17 protein-coding genes are annotated in these 17381 nt (G+C 66.1%); 11 read left to right on the top strand and 6 right to left on the bottom strand.

Annotation, left to right across the window (positions count from 1 at the left end):
* Nucleotides 1–190 precede the first annotated feature (190 nt).
* The 7 genes from A5791_RS01360 (at nucleotide 191) to A5791_RS01330 (ending at nucleotide 9529) form a co-directional block, all read left to right on the top strand.
* The gene (locus A5791_RS01360) at nucleotides 191–805 is read left to right on the top strand and encodes a hypothetical protein (RefSeq protein WP_067229761.1); all 615 of its coding nucleotides are present in this window, start codon (nucleotides 191–193) and stop codon (nucleotides 803–805) included.
* Nucleotides 806–891: 86 nt separating this feature from the next.
* A complete protein-coding gene (locus tag A5791_RS01355) occupies nucleotides 892–1320 on the top strand; it encodes an oligopeptide transporter substrate-binding protein (RefSeq protein ID WP_156660938.1) in 429 nt (142 codons plus the stop codon).
* An 85-nt stretch (nucleotides 1321–1405) separates the two neighbouring features.
* Entirely contained in the window at nucleotides 1406–3124 is a 1719-nt protein-coding gene (locus A5791_RS01350) for an Hsp70 family protein (protein ID WP_067229755.1), read from the top strand.
* An 86-nt stretch (nucleotides 3125–3210) separates the two neighbouring features.
* The gene (locus tag A5791_RS01345) at nucleotides 3211–3858 is read left to right on the top strand and encodes an Abi-alpha family protein (RefSeq protein WP_067229753.1); all 648 of its coding nucleotides are present in this window, start codon (nucleotides 3211–3213) and stop codon (nucleotides 3856–3858) included.
* Between the two features lie 2 nt (nucleotides 3859–3860).
* Nucleotides 3861–5123: a hypothetical protein gene (locus A5791_RS01340; RefSeq protein WP_067229751.1), complete on the top strand. Its 1263-nt coding sequence runs from the start codon at nucleotides 3861–3863 to the stop codon at nucleotides 5121–5123.
* Nucleotides 5124–5318: 195 nt separating this feature from the next.
* Entirely contained in the window at nucleotides 5319–8198 is a 2880-nt protein-coding gene (locus A5791_RS01335; protein WP_067230128.1) for a (Fe-S)-binding protein, read from the top strand.
* A gap of 41 nt (nucleotides 8199–8239) precedes the next feature.
* On the top strand, nucleotides 8240–9529 hold the full coding sequence (locus A5791_RS01330; RefSeq protein WP_067229749.1) for a pyridoxal phosphate-dependent aminotransferase: 1290 nt from the start codon (nucleotides 8240–8242) through the stop codon (nucleotides 9527–9529).
* A gap of 184 nt (nucleotides 9530–9713) precedes the next feature.
* Here the strand turns inward: A5791_RS01330 and rfbA are convergent, their stop codons facing one another.
* Genes rfbA through A5791_RS01315 form a run of 3 tightly spaced genes read right to left on the bottom strand, consistent with a single transcriptional unit; the run spans nucleotide 9714 to nucleotide 11750 of the window.
* Nucleotides 9714–10580 (bottom strand): glucose-1-phosphate thymidylyltransferase RfbA, encoded by an 867-nt coding sequence (rfbA, locus tag A5791_RS01325; RefSeq protein WP_067229747.1) that lies wholly within the window; start codon nucleotides 10578–10580, stop codon nucleotides 9714–9716.
* Between the two features lie 15 nt (nucleotides 10581–10595).
* Nucleotides 10596–10970, bottom strand: coding sequence for a nuclear transport factor 2 family protein (locus tag A5791_RS01320; RefSeq protein WP_067229745.1), 375 nt, complete (start codon nucleotides 10968–10970; stop codon nucleotides 10596–10598).
* Nucleotides 10971–10994: 24 nt separating this feature from the next.
* Nucleotides 10995–11750, bottom strand: a complete 756-nt coding sequence (locus A5791_RS01315; protein WP_067229743.1) for a maleylpyruvate isomerase family mycothiol-dependent enzyme — start codon at nucleotides 11748–11750, stop codon at nucleotides 10995–10997.
* A 189-nt stretch (nucleotides 11751–11939) separates the two neighbouring features.
* Between A5791_RS01315 and A5791_RS01310 the strand changes: the two genes are divergently transcribed.
* Nucleotides 11940–12248, top strand: coding sequence for a hypothetical protein (locus A5791_RS01310; RefSeq protein WP_067229740.1), 309 nt, complete (start codon nucleotides 11940–11942; stop codon nucleotides 12246–12248).
* Nucleotides 12249–12311: 63 nt separating this feature from the next.
* Here the strand turns inward: A5791_RS01310 and A5791_RS01305 are convergent, their stop codons facing one another.
* Nucleotides 12312–12764 (bottom strand): hypothetical protein, encoded by a 453-nt coding sequence (locus A5791_RS01305; protein WP_156660937.1) that lies wholly within the window; start codon nucleotides 12762–12764, stop codon nucleotides 12312–12314.
* Nucleotides 12765–12851: 87 nt separating this feature from the next.
* On the opposite strand from A5791_RS01305, the gene A5791_RS26310 reads away from it, so the two are divergent.
* Nucleotides 12852–13478 (top strand): hypothetical protein, encoded by a 627-nt coding sequence (locus tag A5791_RS26310; RefSeq protein WP_156660936.1) that lies wholly within the window; start codon nucleotides 12852–12854, stop codon nucleotides 13476–13478.
* A 45-nt stretch (nucleotides 13479–13523) separates the two neighbouring features.
* A complete protein-coding gene (locus A5791_RS01295; RefSeq protein WP_067229731.1) occupies nucleotides 13524–14168 on the top strand; it encodes a TetR/AcrR family transcriptional regulator in 645 nt (214 codons plus the stop codon).
* Nucleotides 14169–14234: 66 nt separating this feature from the next.
* Here the strand turns inward: A5791_RS01295 and A5791_RS01290 are convergent, their stop codons facing one another.
* Together A5791_RS01290 and A5791_RS01285 are read right to left on the bottom strand one after the other, a co-directional pair.
* A complete protein-coding gene (locus tag A5791_RS01290) occupies nucleotides 14235–15566 on the bottom strand; it encodes a UDP-glucose/GDP-mannose dehydrogenase family protein (protein ID WP_067229729.1) in 1332 nt (443 codons plus the stop codon).
* A 101-nt stretch (nucleotides 15567–15667) separates the two neighbouring features.
* Nucleotides 15668–16951, bottom strand: a complete 1284-nt coding sequence (locus tag A5791_RS01285) for a hypothetical protein (RefSeq protein ID WP_197504576.1) — start codon at nucleotides 16949–16951, stop codon at nucleotides 15668–15670.
* 169 nt (nucleotides 16952–17120) lie between these two features.
* Between A5791_RS01285 and A5791_RS26305 the strand changes: the two genes are divergently transcribed.
* Nucleotides 17121–17351, top strand: coding sequence for a hypothetical protein (locus A5791_RS26305; RefSeq protein WP_067229726.1), 231 nt, complete (start codon nucleotides 17121–17123; stop codon nucleotides 17349–17351).
* The last annotated feature ends 30 nt before the right edge of the window (nucleotides 17352–17381 follow it).

The raw sequence follows: 17381 nt of genomic DNA, 5'->3' as shown, positions 1-17381 counted from the left end.
CAGGGCGTTGGCGGTGAAGCCATGGCGGAAAGTTCGCGATTTTCTCGCCGTCGCTTCACACGCAAATTCGTTACTTCACACTCGAAGCCGTCGCTTCACACTCAGAGCTGCCAGTCCACCCCACCGACAATCCCTCCACCTTCGATGAAGCAAGCGGCAGTCGCCAGGCGAGGTCAGTAACATCGGTGCCGTGGCAAACTATGGCCCACCCGATGACTTCAACCGGCAGTCGACCCAAAAGGTGCCGTGGGACCAATTCCAGCCCGGTCAGCAGCCGCCGCCCCCGCCGAACGTTCCACCGCCGACCCAGGAGGCGTACCAATCGCCACAACCGCAAGGTCCATACGAGGGGTACCAGCCGCCAGAACCGGCCGACCCGGACGCCGAACCCTCGCCGTGGTACCGCAGGCGGCTGGGCCTGGCGCTGTGGGTTCTGCTTGTTCTGGTCCTGATTGCGCTGATCGTGTACGGCATCACCCAGCTGACGGGCGGGGGCGAAGGCACCCCCGCCACCTCGACGACGAGCACGACGACCACCACCGAGTCGAGCACGGCCACCCCGACCACCACGACGCCGTCGGAGTCCACGACGGCGTCGGAGTCGACGACCACCCCGCCTGCGGCACCGCCGCCGTCCGGAGCCCCGCCGCCACCGCGCCGGCCCACGCAGCAACCGCCGCAGCAGCCGTCGCAGCAACCTTCGCCGGCGCCGTCGAAGCAACCACACAAACACCTGCCGCCGCTGCCGTCGGTGATAACGATTCCCGGAGTGCCGACCCCGATTACGCTTCCGCCTGCCCCCTAACAACCCGGTCGCGGCAAGGTCGCGTTTCGACCATCGCCCGGTGCGCAGTCACGTCGCCACAGTCCTAGGCGATACGCTCAGCGGCCGTGGCAAGGAACCACCCGCCGGACTACGGCGCCAACGACCCCGCCGCCCACGGCAACCTCGGCCATGGCGGTGATGGCGGCGCGGAGCCTGAACCGGAACCCGTCCCCGCCTGGCGCAAACCCCTGGGGTTGCTCGGAATCGGCGTACTCATCGCGGTGCTGATCGGGCTGATCATCTTCGGCGTCCTCGAGCTCATGCACGGCCCGGGGTCCAAGTCGACGCCCATCACGTCAACTACCAAGACCACCTCGCCGCCGACGACCCCGACAACCACTCCGACAACCACTGCCAGCACCACCACGCCGTCGACGACCAGCACGCAGCCGCCGACGATGACCACTATCCCCGGCCCATCCGGTGTGGACACGGACACGCCTACGACCGGGTCCTCGCAGCCGCACCACTTGCCGCACCTACCGCACTTTTGACACGCCCGGGGCCAGACCGACTAAACACTATGGTGAGGACCGTGAGCCGAATGCCGGCACTGAAACAAGCACGGGAGTATGCGATATGAGCGAGCCACTCGGATTGTCGATCGGGGTGGCCAACCTGGTCGCGGTCCGCGCGGGTGGCACTCCGGTCACGCGTAGCTCGGTGTTGACCCTGTTCGACGATCGGCCAACCGAAGTCGGCCTGCCGGAAGAGAACCCGAACCTGACCAAGCCTGGCCTGGTGATGCGAGGTTTCGTCGAGCGGGTCGGCGACCGGAACCCATTGGTGGCGGCCGACGGCACGAAGTACCTCGGCGACGCCCTGATGGTGGAAGCGCTCGAGGCGCTGGCGCGCACGGTCGGCTATGGATCGCCGATCACCATCGCGGTCCCCGCGTATTGGTCCGAAGCCCAGGCCGCGGCTGTGCGCAGCGAGTTCTTCGCCCAACCCGGCCTGGCCGCCGAGGGCGTCACTCCGGTTTTGATCTCCGACGCCGCGGCCGGTCTCGCGGCACTGCGGACCAAACCGGGATTTCCGAGAGACGGCGTCGTCGCTCTGTGCGACTTCGGCGCCGGCGGCACCAGCGTCACCTTGATCAATGCCAGTTCGAATTTTCAGCAGATCGGCCAGTCCGTTCGATACGGCGACTTTTCCGGCGAGGCGATCGATCAGCTGGTCGCCACCTACGTGCGGTCCGGCGGCCAGGACGCCGCCACCAGCACCAATGTCGCGGCCGCCACAAGGCCGGCATCGCCCACCCTGCTCGGCGAATGCCGACGCGCCAAGGAGCAACTGTCGAGCGGCACCACGGCCACCATCGCGACGGGTCAGGGCGCGGATTTCCGGCTGTCCCGCACGGAGCTCGAGCAACTTATCTCCGCCCCGCTGGACCAATTCCTCGCCTCTCTCGCGGAGGTACTGCAGCGCAACGGAATTCCGCATGCGAGCCTGGCCGCTGTAGCAGCCCTCGGCGGCGGCGCCGGCGTTCCACTGATCACCGCCCGACTCGCCGAACGCCTTCGGGTCCCAGTTCTCACCACCCCGGAACCCATGTTCGCCGCCGCCATCGGAGCGGCGGCACTCGGCGCGCAGCACTTGTCGGGGGGCGCGGCCACCGCCGCAGGTGCCGCCGTGGAACTTCCGACCGAGCTGGTCGGCACGCCGGAAACCGAAGCGTTGCGCAACCAGGAGGCCGACACCGACAAGCCGACTTACGCCCTGGCCTGGTCACAGGATTCCGCCACCGGCGGAGAGCCGATCCCCTACACCGGCCCAGAACACTCCGGCGGCTATGGCGTGGAAGGGGTGGAACCCGCGGCACAGGCCACCGCGCCCGAGGACCGGCATACCGCCGGACCGGGACCGCTGCCGTGGTACAAGCGCACGGCGCTGGTCGTCACGGTGGCCGCCGCTCTTGCGGCCGTGCTGCTGGCGGTCGTGTTGGCCCTGACCATGGGCCACGGCAAGACCAACCCGGTCAGGCCCAAAGAACCGACACCATCGCAAACCCCGCAAACCGTGACCATCACCGGGCCGAACAACAGCCCCACCACGACGGTGATCCAGCCGCCACCTGCAACCAGTCAGCCACCGGCGACCACAACCACCCAACCCCCGGTCACCACCACCACAGCGCCGACCACCACAACGCAACCGCCCACCACCACGACCACCCAGCGGACGACGTCCTCTCAGGCCACGACCACGTCCTCTCAGGCCCCGTCCACCAGCACGCAACGAACGACGACGGCAGCTCCCACGCCGCCGACCCGTCGCCCGTTCGGGCCCGCGGGCTGAGGCGGCAGTCGCCGCACAGCCAAAAATCAGTATCCGGACCCGGCGAACAGAGCCCGGACCAGCGCGCTTACCGTGCATCCGTGGGAATGTCTCTGGAGCCACGCGCATTGGTAGGACTCGCATCGGGCTTGGCGCAGTTCTGGCTTCGCACCAACATCAAGACCCAGCAACAGCTGCTGAACTTGCTGAAGGATCCGCCCGACGAATCGCCGCCCGCGCTGCCCGTCGTCCAAGAGGCGCCACCGTCGCAGTCGCTCGGCGACAAAATGCGCGGGTTGCTCGACCGTGCACTGGACCAGAGCACCAAGGGCAGTCAGGTGGAGCTCTTCCACCACATCCTCGACCAGCTGGTGGCCGATGAGGCGCGGATCATCGGGGCGCTGTCCGACGGATCGACATCGCCGGCGATGAACGTCTACGACTGGACACGCCGCCGCACGCCCGGGCGCGCTGTGCTGGAGAACGCCGCGCTGATCGGCCGCACGGCCAATGTGGCCCTGCCGGAAATGGTCCCCACCTACATCAGCCACCTGCTGTCGCTCGGCCTGGTGGAGATCGGCCCGGAAGACCCGGACCTGAAGGACGAGTACGAGATTCTGAGTGCCGAACCCACCGTTCTGCGGTCCATCGAGAGCGCTTCCCGCGGACCGCTGCCAGCCAAGGTAGAGAAGCTCACATTGACGTTGTCTCCGCTGGGCCAGTCGCTCTGGGCCGCGACGATGCAAGAGGACTGAGCATGACAAGTGCTGTGGTCGCGTTGCAGACCTGGAACGAGATCAAGCACGACGTCGGCGCCAACTGGCTCATCTACCTGTCAATGCCGCTGGTGGCGGCGTTCGTCGGGTGGAGCACGAAGATCGTGGCGCTGGAGATGGTCTACCGGCCGCTCGAGTTCAGGGGCATCGGGCCCTTCGGTTGGCAGGGAATCGTGCCCAGGCGCGCCGGCAAGGTCGGATCCAAGACCATCGACTTGCTGACGTCGAACCTGCTCAAACCCGAGGAGCTGCTGGACCGGATCGACGCCGGCGAGGCCGTGGACGCACTGCGCGATCCCCTGGTGCAGTCGGTCGACGAGATCTCGCGTGACCTCGCCGAGGAGATCCGGCCCGGCTTGTGGGATTCGTTGCCCGAGGCCGCCCGCAAGGCCATCCAGGCCCGAATCCAGGCGCAAGCGCCCCGGCTGATCGAGAACCTGCTCACTGAGATGAAGGCGGACCTGACCCGCTACGTCGACCTGCAGTTCCTTGCCGTCACCACGTTGGTGCGCAACAAGGAGAAACTCGTCAAGCTGATGCGCGGCGTGACCGACGACGCGATGGCCTTTGTCCGGCGCAGCGGAATCTACTTCGGTCTGGGCATCGGGCTGGTCCAGATGATCGCATGGGCCCTGTTCAAAAACCCGTGGATCATGCCGGCATTCGGGTTCACGGTCGGCTTCATCAGCGACTACATCGCGTTGAACATGCTGTTCCGGCCGATACATCAACGGAAGATCCTCGGCCTGTTCCCCTTCCAGGGTCTGCTCCACGCTCAGCGCGACAAGATCACCCGCGACTACGCGAAGATCCTGGCCGACGACCTGTTCGCGCCCGAGATCCTGTTCGACGGCGTGATCAAGGGCCCCGGCGCCGACAAGCTGTTCGCCCTCGTCGCCAAGGAAGTCGACGAGGCGATCGACACGCAGACCGGTCTCGCGCGACCGCTGATCACGCTCACGGTCGGTACCCAGCGCTATCGCGAACTCAAGGACAGGGTGGTGAACCTGGTTCTCGAGCGCCTGCCGTCGACCCTGCTGGAAGCACAGCACTACGCCACCACAGTGATCGATCTGGAGAAGACGATCGTCGAGAAGATGAGCGAGCTCACGCACGAGCAGTACGAATCGATCCTGCGTCCGGTGTTCAAAGACGACGAGCCGTTGATGATTGCGGTCGGGGCCGTCCTCGGTGGTGTCGTGGGCGAGATTCAAGTGCAACTGATCGAACTGCTGGGCCGCTGACGGCTGCCGTCGCGGTCGGCAACTTAGGGCAGCCTTTCTCGCGTGGAAAACCCCACAGATGTCACTATGGGCAGGTTAAGCAGCCAGCAAAGGCGCGTCCAACGCGCGACTCAGGTACGGCGACGCCGGAATAACTGTGTACTGGGGTGACCTTTCGTGGATCAGACGCTGATCAGATTGATCCTGGGCCTGGGCATGACCGCGCTGGTGGGCCTGTTGGCGCTGAAGCGTGTCTGGTGGTTGTACAAGCTGGTCACTTCCGGCCAGCCGGCACCGGGGCGCACCGACGATCTCGGCAGCCGGGTCTGGGCCGAGGTTTCCGAGGTGTTCGGCCAGCGCAAGCTGTTGAAGTGGTCGCTGCCGGGTCTGGCGCACTTCTTCACCATGTGGGGCTTCTTCATCCTGCTGACGGTCTACATCGAGGCATACGGGGTGGTCTTCCAGCCGAACTTCCACATCCCGATCATCGGCCGCTGGGACGCGCTGGGCTTCCTGCAGGACTTCTTCGCACTGGCCGTGCTGACCGGCATCGTCACCTTCGCGATCATCCGAATGCGCAGCGAGCCAAAGGAATACGGTCGGCAGTCCCGGTTTTACGGTTCACACACCGGCGGTGCGTGGCTGATCCTGTTCATGATCTTCAACGTCATCTGGACCTACGCCATCTTCCGCGGGGCGTCAGTGAACGCCCTGGCGGGCGAATTCCCTTACGGCAAAGGCGCATTCTTCAGCCACATCATGGGCAACCTGATGGCCGGACTGGGCCAGCACACCAACGAGATCATCGAAACCGTCGCGCTGATGCTGCACATCGGCGTCATGCTGGCCTTTTTGCTGATCGTGTTGCACTCCAAGCACCTGCACATCTTCCTGGCGCCGATCAACGTCGTCTTCAAGCGCCTGCCCGACGGGCTGGGACCGCTGCTGCCGGTCGAGGCCGACGGGAAGCCGATCGACTTCGAAAATCCGCCCGACGATGCCGAATTCGGGCGCGGCAAGATCGAGGACTTCACCTGGAAGGGCATGCTCGACTTCGCCACGTGCACCGAATGCGGCCGCTGCCAGTCGCAATGCCCGGCGTGGAATACCGGCAAGCCGCTGTCGCCGAAGCTCGTCATCATGGACCTGCGCGACCACTGGATGGCCAAGGCGCCCTACATCCTCGGCGAGAAGGAGACTCCGCTCGAAAGCACTCCCGAGGGCGGACTCGGTGACGACCTGCGCGGGGAGAAGCACGCCGAGGAGCACCACGTTCCTGAGTCGGGCTTCGGCCGCGTGCTCGGCTCCGGGCCGGAGCAGGCGAGCCGCCCGCTGGTCGGCACCGTCGAGCAGGGCGGTGTGATCGACCCCGACGTGCTGTGGTCATGCGTCACCTGCGGGGCGTGCGTGGAGCAGTGCCCGGTGGACATCGAGCACGTCGATCACATCGTTGATATGCGCCGCTACCAGGTGATGATGGAGTCCGAATTCCCCTCCGAGCTGTCGGTGCTGTTCAAGAACCTGGAGAACAAAGCCAACCCGTGGGGCCAGAACGCCTCCGACCGGACCAACTGGATCGATGAGGTCGACTTCGACGTTCCCGTCTACGGCCAGGACGTCGACAGCTTCGACGGCTACGAGTACCTGTTCTGGGTGGGTTGCGCGGGCGCCTACGACGACAAGGCCAAGAAGACCACCAAGGCCGTCGCGGAATTGCTGGCCATCGCCGGCGTCAAGTACCTGGTACTGGGCGCCGGGGAAACCTGCAACGGCGACTCGGCACGCCGTTCCGGCAACGAATTCCTGTTCCAGCAACTCGCGCAGCAGGCCGTCGAGACCCTGGACGGAGTGTTCGAGGGTGTGGAGACCGTCGACCGCAAGATCGTGGTCACCTGTCCGCACTGCTTCAACACCATCGGCAAGGAATACCGCCAGCTGGGCGCGAACTTCACCGTGCTGCACCACACGCAGCTGCTCAACCGGCTGATCCGGGACAAGCAATTGGTGCCCGTCACCCCGGTTTCTCAAGACATCACCTACCACGACCCGTGTTACCTGGGCCGGCACAACAAGGTCTACGAGGCGCCGCGCGAGCTGATCGGAGCCGCGGGGGCGAACCTGACCGAGATGCCGCGCCATGCCGAACGCAGCTTCTGCTGCGGGGCCGGCGGCGCCCGGATGTGGATGGAAGAGCACATCGGCAAGCGGATCAACCATGAACGCGTGGACGAGGCGCTGGCCACCGGCGCGGCCACGATCGCCACAGCGTGCCCGTTCTGCCGGGTGATGGTGACCGACGGTGTGAACGACCGGGCCGAAGAGGCCGGCCGCAGTGACGTCGAAGTGCTCGACGTGGCCCAGGTGCTGCTCGGATCGCTCGACCGCGACCAGGTGAAGCTGCCGGAAAAGGGCACCGCCGCCAAGGAAGCCTCGGCGCGGGCCGCGACCGCTGAGAAAGCCGAGCCAAAGGCCGCGGCACCGGCCGCACCCGCTGAGGCTCCTGCCGAAGAGGCCGCCGAGGCATCCGAGGCGCCCGCCGCAAAGCCGGCCGCGGCGGCACCGGTCAAGGGACTGGGCCTGGCCGGCGGGGCCAAGAAGCCCGGCGCCAAAAAAGCCGCGGCACCGGCCGCTGAGAAGCCGGCCGCCGAGACGGCCAAAGCGCCCGACGCCGCGGCACCGGCGGCACCTGCCAAAGGGTTGGGGCTGGCCGCGGGCGCCAAGCGCCCCGGCGCCAAGAAAGCCGGCGCTAAGCCCGCCGCAGCGGCGGCGGAAAAGCCGGCGGCGGAAAAACCGGCCGCTGAGAAGGCCGAGGCCACAGCAACTGACGCGTCCGCCGAGCCGGCCGCGCCCGTGAAGGGCCTGGGCATTGCCGCCGGCGCCAAGCGGCCGGGAGCCAAGAAAGCAGCGGCCAAACCGCAGGCGACCCCGACGGCTGAGGCATCTGCCCAGGCCGCCGAGTCGGAGGCCGAAGCGAACCCGAAGGCAAAGCCGGAGCCCGAGCCGTCGTCGGAAGCCGACGGTGAGTCGACACCTCCGGCCGCGCCGGTCAAGGGGCTGGGCATCGCCCGCGGGGCCCGTCCACCAGGTAAGCGCTGATCACGACTTAGCTCTGTTTTGTTCAAGGTCAGCAAATATCAGTGGACAGCAATGGCACCATGGGTGACGTGAGTACTCACCAGCTGCCCTTGCATACCCCCGGGCATCATCGGCAGCGTGCGTTCGCGCAGTCGTCCAAGCTGCAGGATGTTCTGTACGAAATCCGTGGTCCGGTGCATGCGCACGCCGCGCGGCTGGAGGCTGAGGGGCACCGCATCCTCAAGCTCAACATCGGCAACCCGGCACCGTTCGGCTTCGAGGCACCCGACGTGATCATGCGCGACATGATCCAGGCACTGCCCTACGCGCAGGGGTACTCCGACTCCCAGGGCATCCTGCCGGCGCGGCGTGCGGTGGTCACCCGTTACGAACTCGTCGAAGGCTTCCCCCGATTCGACGTCGACGACGTCTACCTGGGCAACGGCGTCTCCGAGCTGATCACGATGACGCTGCAAGCGCTGCTCGACAACGGCGACCAGGTGTTGATTCCCTCGCCGGACTACCCGCTGTGGACGGCGTCGACGTCACTCGCGGGCGGCACACCGGTGCATTACCTGTGCGACGAGACCCAAGGCTGGCAACCCGATATCGCCGATCTGGAATCGAAGATCACCGAGCGCACCAAGGCGCTGGTCGTGATCAACCCGAACAACCCCACCGGCGCGGTATACAGCCGCGAAATCCTCTGCCAGATGGTTGATCTGGCGCGCAAGCATCAACTGCTGCTGCTGGCCGACGAGATCTACGACAAGATCCTCTACGACGACGCCAAGCACATCAGCGTGGCCACCGTGGCCCCGGACATGTTGTGCCTGACCTTCAACGGCCTGTCCAAGGCGTACCGCGTCGCCGGCTACCGGGCCGGCTGGCTGGCGATCACCGGTCCCCAGGACCACGCCAGCAGCTTCATCGAAGGCATAAATTTGTTGGCCAACATGCGGTTGTGCCCGAATGTCCCTGCGCAGCATGCCATTCAGGTCGCCCTCGGCGGCCACCAGAGCATCGAGGATCTGGTGCTTCCCGGCGGCCGGCTGCTCGAACAGCGCGACGTTGCCTGGAGCAGGCTCAACGAAATCCCCGGCGTGTCGTGCGTCAAGCCCGAGGGTGCACTGTATACGTTTCCCCGGCTGGACCCCGAGGTGTACGACATCGCCGATGACGAGCAGCTGGTCCTCGACCTGCTGCTGTCGGAGAAGATCCTGGTCACCCAGGGCACCGGATTCAATTGGCCGGAGCCGGATCACCTGCGCATTGTGACGCTGCCGTGGGCCCGCGATCTGGCGGCCGCCATCGAACGGCTGGGCAACTTCTTGGCCAGCTACCGACAGTAGTGCCGGTTGGCGGATCGGCCGGCAAGATGCATCGGGCTTTCGGTGTGAATCTTCGGCTCTGGGTGTGAAACCTGGGCGTTGGCGGTGAAGCCTGGGCGGGGATTCGCGCAAAATCTCGCCCTGTCTTCACAAGCAAAGCCCTACATTCACACGCAAAGCCGTACGTTCACGCGCAGCGGCCAAATCAGTTGCGTTCCAGCAATTGCAGCAGATAGCGACCGTAGCCGGACTTGACCAAGCTGTTCGCGCGCCGCGCCAGCTGTCCGTCGTCGATCCAGCCGTTGCGCCACGCCACCTCCTCGGGAACGCTGACCTTCAAGCCCTGCCGTCGCTCCAAGGTGCGGACGTAGTCGCTGGCATCGAGCAGTGAATCGAAGGTGCCGGTGTCCAGCCACGCCGTCCCCCGGGCAAGGACCTCGACGGTCAGTCGTCCCTGGTTGAGGTAGCTCTGGTTGACCTCGGTGATCTCGTACTCGCCACGCGCCGATTTGCTCAAGCCGCGGGCAATCTCGATCACGTCGTTGTCATAGAAGTACAGGCCCGGCACCGCGTAGTTGGATTTCGGGGTGGCGGGTTTCTCCTCCAGCGAGAGCGCCGTGCCGTCAGCGCTGAATTCGACGACTCCATAGGCGGACGGGTCCGCCACCCAATAGGCGAAAATCGCTCCGCCGCAAACGGTCTGAAAGCGGGCCAGACTGGTCCCCAGGCCAGGGCCGTAGAAAATGTTGTCGCCCAACACCAATGCCACCGAGTCGGTGCCAATATGGTTGGCGCCGAGGACAAATGCCTGCGCCAGGCCTTCGGGCTGATCCTGGGTCGCGTAGCTGATGTTGACCCCGAATTGCGCGCCGTCGTTCAAAAGCCGCTGAAAGCCGGGCGCGTCATGGACGGTAGTGATCACCAAAATGTCGCGGACGCCGGCCATCATCAGCGTGGACAACGGATAGTAGACCATCGGCTTGTCGTAGACGGGCAGCAATTGCTTGCTGATTCCCATCGTGATCGGGTACAGCCGGGTGCCTGAGCCGCCGGCCAAGATGATTCCGCGCATGCGATTCCTGACGCCTCAGTCCACCGCGTCGGCTTCGGTGAGCTCGGTGGCCGCCAGCGCCGCCGACAAGTCCTCGTGCCGGAACACCGAGGTGATGTGGTCGTGCACCACCCGGAAAGCCGACGCCGCGGTGCTGACGGCGCCAGGGTCGGCGCGGCTGGTGATCTTCTGCTCGACGACCACGACGCCGTCGTGCACGAACATCCTGCCCAGCTCCGCCGTCGTATCGAGTGAAGCGGCCCACTTGCGCAGCGCCTGATGTCCTTGGACGGCTCCGTGCGCATCGCCGATGTCGATGTCGTCACTGGACAGTGCCACCAAGGTGTCGAGGTCGGCGGAGTTGAGCGCGTCGTGCCACGCCAGCACGGTGGCGATCTCCGATGTGGTCATGGTGTGCAAATTACCGTGTGGCGTTTAGAGAGGCGTGCGGTCCAGCCACTTTTGCCACACGCCGTCGTCACCGAACAGCTCGATGCCCGTGTCGGCGATAGAGACTCGGCGAAGCAGCGCCAACAGCAATTCGGTGGCGCCGCCGCGCAGCGCAAAGGTGGCTTTGCCGTGTTCGTGTGACCAGGTGATCGCGCCGTCGGAGACACCGATCGTCCATTCACCCGGCTCGATCAAGCCGGGATCGGTGGCGTGCAGATGGATCGTCTCGCCCTCGTCGAGCGGCAACGGCGCCCCGTCGCTTCCGGCCTGAATCGCCACGCGCTCAAGCCATTCGGTGATGCCGTCGGCGGCGATGTCGGCGTCCAGCGTGAAATCCCTGCCGACCGCGATTGCGGCGTCGGCTCGGTGTACGGCCGCCTCGTGCAGGCGGCGGCGGATCCACCAGTTCGCCGGGCGCGGCCCTAGGAAAGTCCACACCGGTGTTTCGGCGCCCGATTGCTCCACGGCGTCGATCAGCAGCTGCGCGCCGCCATGCAGCCAGGAGATCGCGTCGGCGCGGTCCGGCGGTGGCTTGCCCCCTTCGACGCTGCGGAAATCGAGGAATTGGTCACGCTTTTCGCGCACGATCTGTGCCGCCCACCGGTCTCCGCGCCCGACGTGACGGAACAATTGATCGAGGGTCCAGCCCGGGCACGTCGGCACCGGCGTCGTCGGATCGGCCTCGCGGATCAGGTCGCCGAAGGCGCGAGTCTGTTCGAGATAGGCCGACGCGAAGTCCACGCGGTCAGGTTACCCGGGGTTTTATCCACGGTTGAAAGTCCGTCCACACACCGCGGCTTGGCGACCTGCTCGGACTCGCTCATCCGTCCCAAGAATTTCTTGAGCAACTGACCAGTGCTGCCGTCGATCCTCTTCTCATGCCTCCGGCCGCTACCCGCGGCCACCGACAACGAAACGAGAGTTCGGAACATGTCACCATTGACCATCTTCGGGCTTGTCTGGCTCGGATTCGGCCTGCTCAGCATCGCGATAGCAGTCTGGAAGAAACTCAATGTCTGGCCGTGGATACTGTTCGGCCCGGTGCTCGGTTTCGTCGGCGTCATTCTGGTGCTGCACCTGGCAGAAGCAAAAATGTTCGCCGGCAGCTGGTCAGATGACGGGTCGATCTACTACGGGGCCGGTTATGGCGGTTACGCCGGCGGTGGCATCGGCTTCAGCGGTGGCCATCACGGCGGGGGCTGCGGTTTCGACGGCGGGAGCCACAGCGGCTTCTGCTGACCCGATCTGTGCCCCAAGCGAATTGCCAAGTCTCTCATCGGCACAAGCACCTGATGACGAGAATCACCCCAACTGGTATGACTCGCGCGACACGCGAAAGAAATGCCCGGTGCTGGAGTCGGTACACGTCATTCCCGCAGGCTCGCTGTCACACGTGATCGCGCCGAGCGATCGCGTCTGGCCATAGGCAAGCGGCGGCCAGCTGCCGAACCCGGAACCGATCGCCGAGTAGGTACATGTGACGTATTTTCGGCTCGACCAGGGACAGGCCCCGCCGTTTTGGTCCCTCGCCACTCCGGCTTCGACCGCGTAGGTGTGGTCCCCGATCTGACACAACGCGATGGGCAGCCGGGCGTCTTGGCCATTGAGGATGCACCGGATGCTTCCCGACGGGGACGCGAACTGCTGGTAAGTGTCGTCGGCGCGGGCGCTCGTCGCGCCAAGGACAGCCGATGCCGCAACGACGACGGCCACGCCAACAGCTGACTTGATCAATTGGTCTGCGCTAACCGTCACGTCGACAATCATGCGCTCCGCGGCCCCACATCGCCGACACACAAGTTTCATCTAGTCATCTCGTCCCGCCCCGCGGATGATGGGTCCATGGCCGCTGTTCCGCAGTTTGTCGTCACGTTCCGAGGTGGGGAGGTAGGTCGCTACGAGACGGCCGACCGGGCGATGGCCGCGGCGCGGTCGGTAATCGACACCGAGCTGGCTTCCCGGACCGGCGCGGGCGACCGCGAGCCCGGTGAACTGCCACGGATCGAATGGCAACCACCGCGCGTGCTCTTTCCGTTCGACGCGTTCGCCTACTGGCGCCAGCGGCTTCAGTCCCAGCAGCGCGATGTCGAGCCGGCGCCGTCTGCTCCACCGACAGCCGCGGCGACCTCCAAAATCTCTCTGCAGAATCTGGGCGTAGCCGGCGAAGAATCCCGGCCGCCGAGGCGCCAGGACCGCATGCAGAGCGACCGTCCCCCGGCTCCGGTGCAAACCGGTCACCCGCCGCAACGGCCACTCCAGCAGCCACAGCCGGCCCAGCCGCAACGGCCGGTCCATCCGCAACAGCCCGCTCCCATGTATGGCGATCCTCAGCGGGTAAGCCCGGCTCCCCCGCCACTACCACCAATGCACGGCGATCCTCAATGGGCAGCCCAAACTCCGCAGCCGGACGAGGAGCCGCGGTCCGGCAAGCGGCGATGGTTCGGCAAGAAGCGCGACCGCTCCGAGTAAGTACGGCCATGCACGAAAGTCCGGTAACGCCGTAACGTCTCATCCATGCGCACCCACGGTTGGGGCGGCGCCACGCCCGCGAGCGATGAAGAGGCGATCGAACGCATCCTCGATGCCGCGAGCGAAGCCATCGACGAACGCGGCGCCGACATTCGGATAGCCGATGTGGCACGGACACTCGGCGTATCCCGCCAGACGGTTTACAACTACTTTCCCGGAACCAGCAGTCTGCTCGAGGCTGCGGCCACCCGGTCGGGAATGCGGTTCGTGCGACGGCTGACCGAACACCTGGCACATATCAGCGATCCCGTCGATGCGCTGGTGGAGTGTCTGGCGTACAGCCTGGAATGGCTGCCCGGCGACAAGCACGTTCAGCTGATGCTGGTGCACGACTTCACCAGGGCGTCCACCGGGGTTACCTCGGAGATGGGCTTCAAATTCGGGCACGCGCTGCTGGCCGGGCTGGACGTCGACTGGGCGCAACTCGGCCTCGAGGCCGCCGACCTCGACGACCTGGTCGAGTACCTGCTGCGGATTCTGCAGTCCTTCATGATCGACCCGGGCCGACCGCCGCGCACCGGCGAAGTGCTGCGCGCCTACCTGCGCCGCTGGGTCGCCCCCGTGCTGATCGCCGAGACCTCCGAACGACGGCTTGACGCTATCGGTAAGCTGTCCAGCCGATCGAGGTGAGTCGATAGACGCGTCGGCATTCACCGCCGAACCTCTGGATACTGACGCGCAACGTGCCACGGCCAATCACTGCACAGGCGGCCGCGCGCCGAGGCAGAACACCCGCCAGCCAGCCCGCTGCCAACGGTGGACATCCAGGCAATTGCGTCCATCCACGATCACCCGCGCCCGCACCTGCTCGGCCAGGTCGTCCGGTTCCAGGTCGACGAACTCCTGCCATTCGGTTAGCACCAGCACCGCATCCGCGTCCTCGCACGCCTCCCCCACCGACACCGCGTAGTTCAGGGTCGGAAACAGCCGGCGGGCGTTTTCCAGGGCTTTCGGGTCGTACACGTTGACCGTGGCTCCGTTGAGCTGCAGCTGACCCGCCACGTTGAGCGCGGGCGAGTCGCGGACGTCGTCGGATTCGGGTTTGAACGCCGCCCCCAGCACGGCGATGTTTGCGCCCAGCAACGCGCCGCCGCACGCGGTCGTGGCCAGTTCGACCATCCGGGTGCGCCGCCGCATGTTGATGCTGTCGACCTCACGCAGAAATGTCAGCGCCTGGTTGGCTCCCAACTCGCCGGCGCGCGCCATGAACGCGCGTATGTCCTTCGGCAGGCATCCGCCACCGAAACCCAAACCCGCGTTGAGACATTGGCGTCCGATCCGCGGGTCGTACCCGAGCGCGTCAGCCAGCACGCTGACGTCGGCCCCGGCAGCTTCACATACTTCGGAGACCGCGTTGATGAACGAAATCTTGGTCGCCAGAAAGGCATTGGCGGAGACCTTGACCAGCTCGGCGGTTTGCAGGTCGGTCACCAGGAACGGCACCCCGGCGTCGACGAGTCTCCCGTACAGCTCCCGAACGGCCGGCTCGGCGCGCACCGAATTAGCCTGTATACCAAGCACAATGCGGTCCGGCAGCAAGGTGTCACGCACGGCGAAACCTTCCCGCAGGAACTCTGGATTCCATGCGACTTCGACGTCAACTCCCGCGGATGCCAACGCATCTGCGCGCTTGCCCAGCTCGGCTGCGGTCCCCACCGGGACCGTCGACTTGCCGACCAGAACCGCCGGCCTGCTCAGCCGCGGCACCAGCGCGTCGATCACGGCGTGGACATGATGCAAGTCAGCGCCGTACTGGCCCTTCTTCTGCGGCGTGCCGACGCCGAGGAAATGCACGTCGGCGAAGTCGGCGGCCAGGTCGTAGTCGGTGGTGAACCGCAGTCGACCCGCCGCCAGGTTCTTGCTCAGCAGCTTGCGCAGGCCGGGCTCGTAGAACGGAATATCGCCTGCGCCCAGCTTGGCGACTTTGCCGGGATCGATGTCGACGCCGACGACTTCATGTCCCAGTTCGGCCATGCCGACGGCGTGGGTGGCGCCCAGATAGCCGGTACCGAAGACGGTGCATCGCATACCACCGTGTTTAGGTGCCTGCGGTGAGCTAACCGCATCGCGCCGCTGAGCGCCAGGCGAACGCCAAGTGACAGCTGCTCACCGCAGCTGGATTGCCTCGACTACAGGCCAGGGATCCCGGGGATCCCGAACCCGCCGCGGCCGCCGCCGTGTCCACCACCGTGGCCGCCGCCGTGGCCATTGCCGGGCAACCCGCCGCCGCCCGGTCCGGGAGGATTGAAGAGCGGCGGCAGTTCAGGGACCGGTACTGGCACCGGAACGGGTGCCGGGGCAGGTGCCTGCGGTACCGGGGCGGGAGCCTGCGGTATCGGTGCGGGAGCTTGCGGCGCCGGGGCAGGCGCTGGAGCTGGTGCCTTGGGCTCCGGGGCCGGTGCCTGCGGCGCCGGGGCAGGAGCTGCGGGTACCGGCTGCGTCGGCGGGGCGACAATGTTGCGGTCGGGCGCGGGCCGTACTCCTGCCGTCGGCCGGATGCTGAGCGCCAGCGAAACGACCAGGGCCGCTACTCCCACGATGAAGATCGCCGCCGCCACGCTCCCGATGAGTGCGAACTTCCTGCGTTCCGGGGAATCGACGACGCCGGTGAGCGGGGCCTGCTCGCCGGTGAACGGCTCGTCGGGAACAGCGCTGTAGGCCAGCGCATCCGCGCCTATAGTGCCTGCGGCCGGGGCATCGAAGTAGGCGGCATCCAGGAAAAACGGGTTTACGGCGCCGGTGCCGGGATCCTGCGCATATGCCACCGCCGCGGTTGACGACGAGAACAACGGCGCGCTCGCCGATGCCAGCGCCGCGCCACGGGCCAGCGCCGTCTCCGGCTCCTCGGGCGCACTCAACGGAAGCGATGTCGCAGCTTCCAGCGCCGGCTTGATCAGCGGGATGTCGATGCCGGAGCCGACGACGAAGACACCGTCTGGCCGGGTGTTCAGCTGCTCAGCGCTGGAGACCATGGTGGCCAGCTCGGCCACCGCCGCATCGTCGTCTTCGGGTAGCACATGCCGCCGGATATCGGCGATAGACCCGTCGGCGGTGTCGACAACCGCCAACGTCGCGCTGCTGGGCTCGATGAACAACAGGGCCGTATGCGCGTAGTTGGTTTCGTTGCCCACGGCGTGAGCAAGTGCGGCCGCCGCGAGAAACGAAGACACCAACATGACGTTCTCGAGTTTGTGAGCGGCCAAAGCGTCCCGCAGGACAGCGGCCTCGGTGGGGTCGGTCCAGGTGACGCCGGTGGACGCCAGCTGGTAGCCACCCTCGGCTGCGCCTTCGCGGGTGCCCAAGATCGCCGACACGACCTGCCCGGCCGCGTTTGCCGGTGCCTCGTCGACGACCTCGAAATTGTCTTCATCTACGGTGGCGCCGTCGGCGTTTTCGCCTTCGACGAGCACCATCCGGACCGTCGTCGGCGCCATCGACACACCCAATACGGTGTCCACAGCTCCTCCAATAGTCGTCGGCTCTGGTAGTCGATTGACACGACTTCAAGTGAACTTCTTGCCCACTTGAATTCCCCGTATGTCGCGATTTTACCCGCTTCGGGATTAAGATGGCGCGCCTCAGGTGACGGTCGCCACACCGCCGCTGATCGAGGTCGGCTCCGCACAACTCGCGAAATGCCGACTACCTGCGCCCGAAGCCGCCGAAGCCGTGGCCGCCGCCAAAGAGCCCGCGGCCAAAAATCCCACCACCGAACGGTCCACGGCCGCCGCCCAGCCCCGGCAACGGCCCTCGCGGTGCCGGTCCGCCGAGCCTTGGCAGCAATCCTCGTTCCCGCGGCACCGCGGCCGGTGATCCTTCCGCTGGCACCGGTGCGCATACCGG

Source organism: Mycobacterium sp. 852002-51163_SCH5372311 (assembly GCF_001667115.1).
Classification (GTDB): Bacteria; Actinomycetota; Actinomycetes; order Mycobacteriales; family Mycobacteriaceae; genus Mycobacterium.
Note: the sequence above shows the minus strand (reverse complement) of the source record. Positions and strands in the feature narration are given on the sequence as shown.

Excerpts from the sequence above, each read along its gene's own strand:
- A5791_RS01350 (WP_067229755.1), top strand. The coding sequence starts at position 1,406 with ATGAGCGAGCCACTCGGATTGTCGATCGGGGTGGCCAACCTGGTCGCG.
- A5791_RS01345 (WP_067229753.1), top strand. The coding sequence starts at position 3,211 with ATGTCTCTGGAGCCACGCGCATTGGTAGGACTCGCATCGGGCTTGGCG.
- A5791_RS01340 (WP_067229751.1), top strand. The coding sequence starts at position 3,861 with ATGACAAGTGCTGTGGTCGCGTTGCAGACCTGGAACGAGATCAAGCAC.
- A5791_RS01335 (WP_067230128.1), top strand. The coding sequence starts at position 5,319 with ATGACCGCGCTGGTGGGCCTGTTGGCGCTGAAGCGTGTCTGGTGGTTG.
- rfbA (WP_067229747.1), bottom strand. The coding sequence starts at position 10,580 with ATGCGCGGAATCATCTTGGCCGGCGGCTCAGGCACCCGGCTGTACCCG.
- A5791_RS01320 (WP_067229745.1), bottom strand. The coding sequence starts at position 10,970 with ATGACCACATCGGAGATCGCCACCGTGCTGGCGTGGCACGACGCGCTC.
- A5791_RS01310 (WP_067229740.1), top strand. The coding sequence starts at position 11,940 with ATGTCACCATTGACCATCTTCGGGCTTGTCTGGCTCGGATTCGGCCTG.
- A5791_RS26310 (WP_156660936.1), top strand. The coding sequence starts at position 12,852 with ATGGCCGCTGTTCCGCAGTTTGTCGTCACGTTCCGAGGTGGGGAGGTA.
- A5791_RS01295 (WP_067229731.1), top strand. The coding sequence starts at position 13,524 with ATGCGCACCCACGGTTGGGGCGGCGCCACGCCCGCGAGCGATGAAGAG.
- A5791_RS01290 (WP_067229729.1), bottom strand. The coding sequence starts at position 15,566 with ATGCGATGCACCGTCTTCGGTACCGGCTATCTGGGCGCCACCCACGCC.
- A5791_RS01285 (WP_197504576.1), bottom strand. The coding sequence starts at position 16,951 with ATGGTGCTCGTCGAAGGCGAAAACGCCGACGGCGCCACCGTAGATGAA.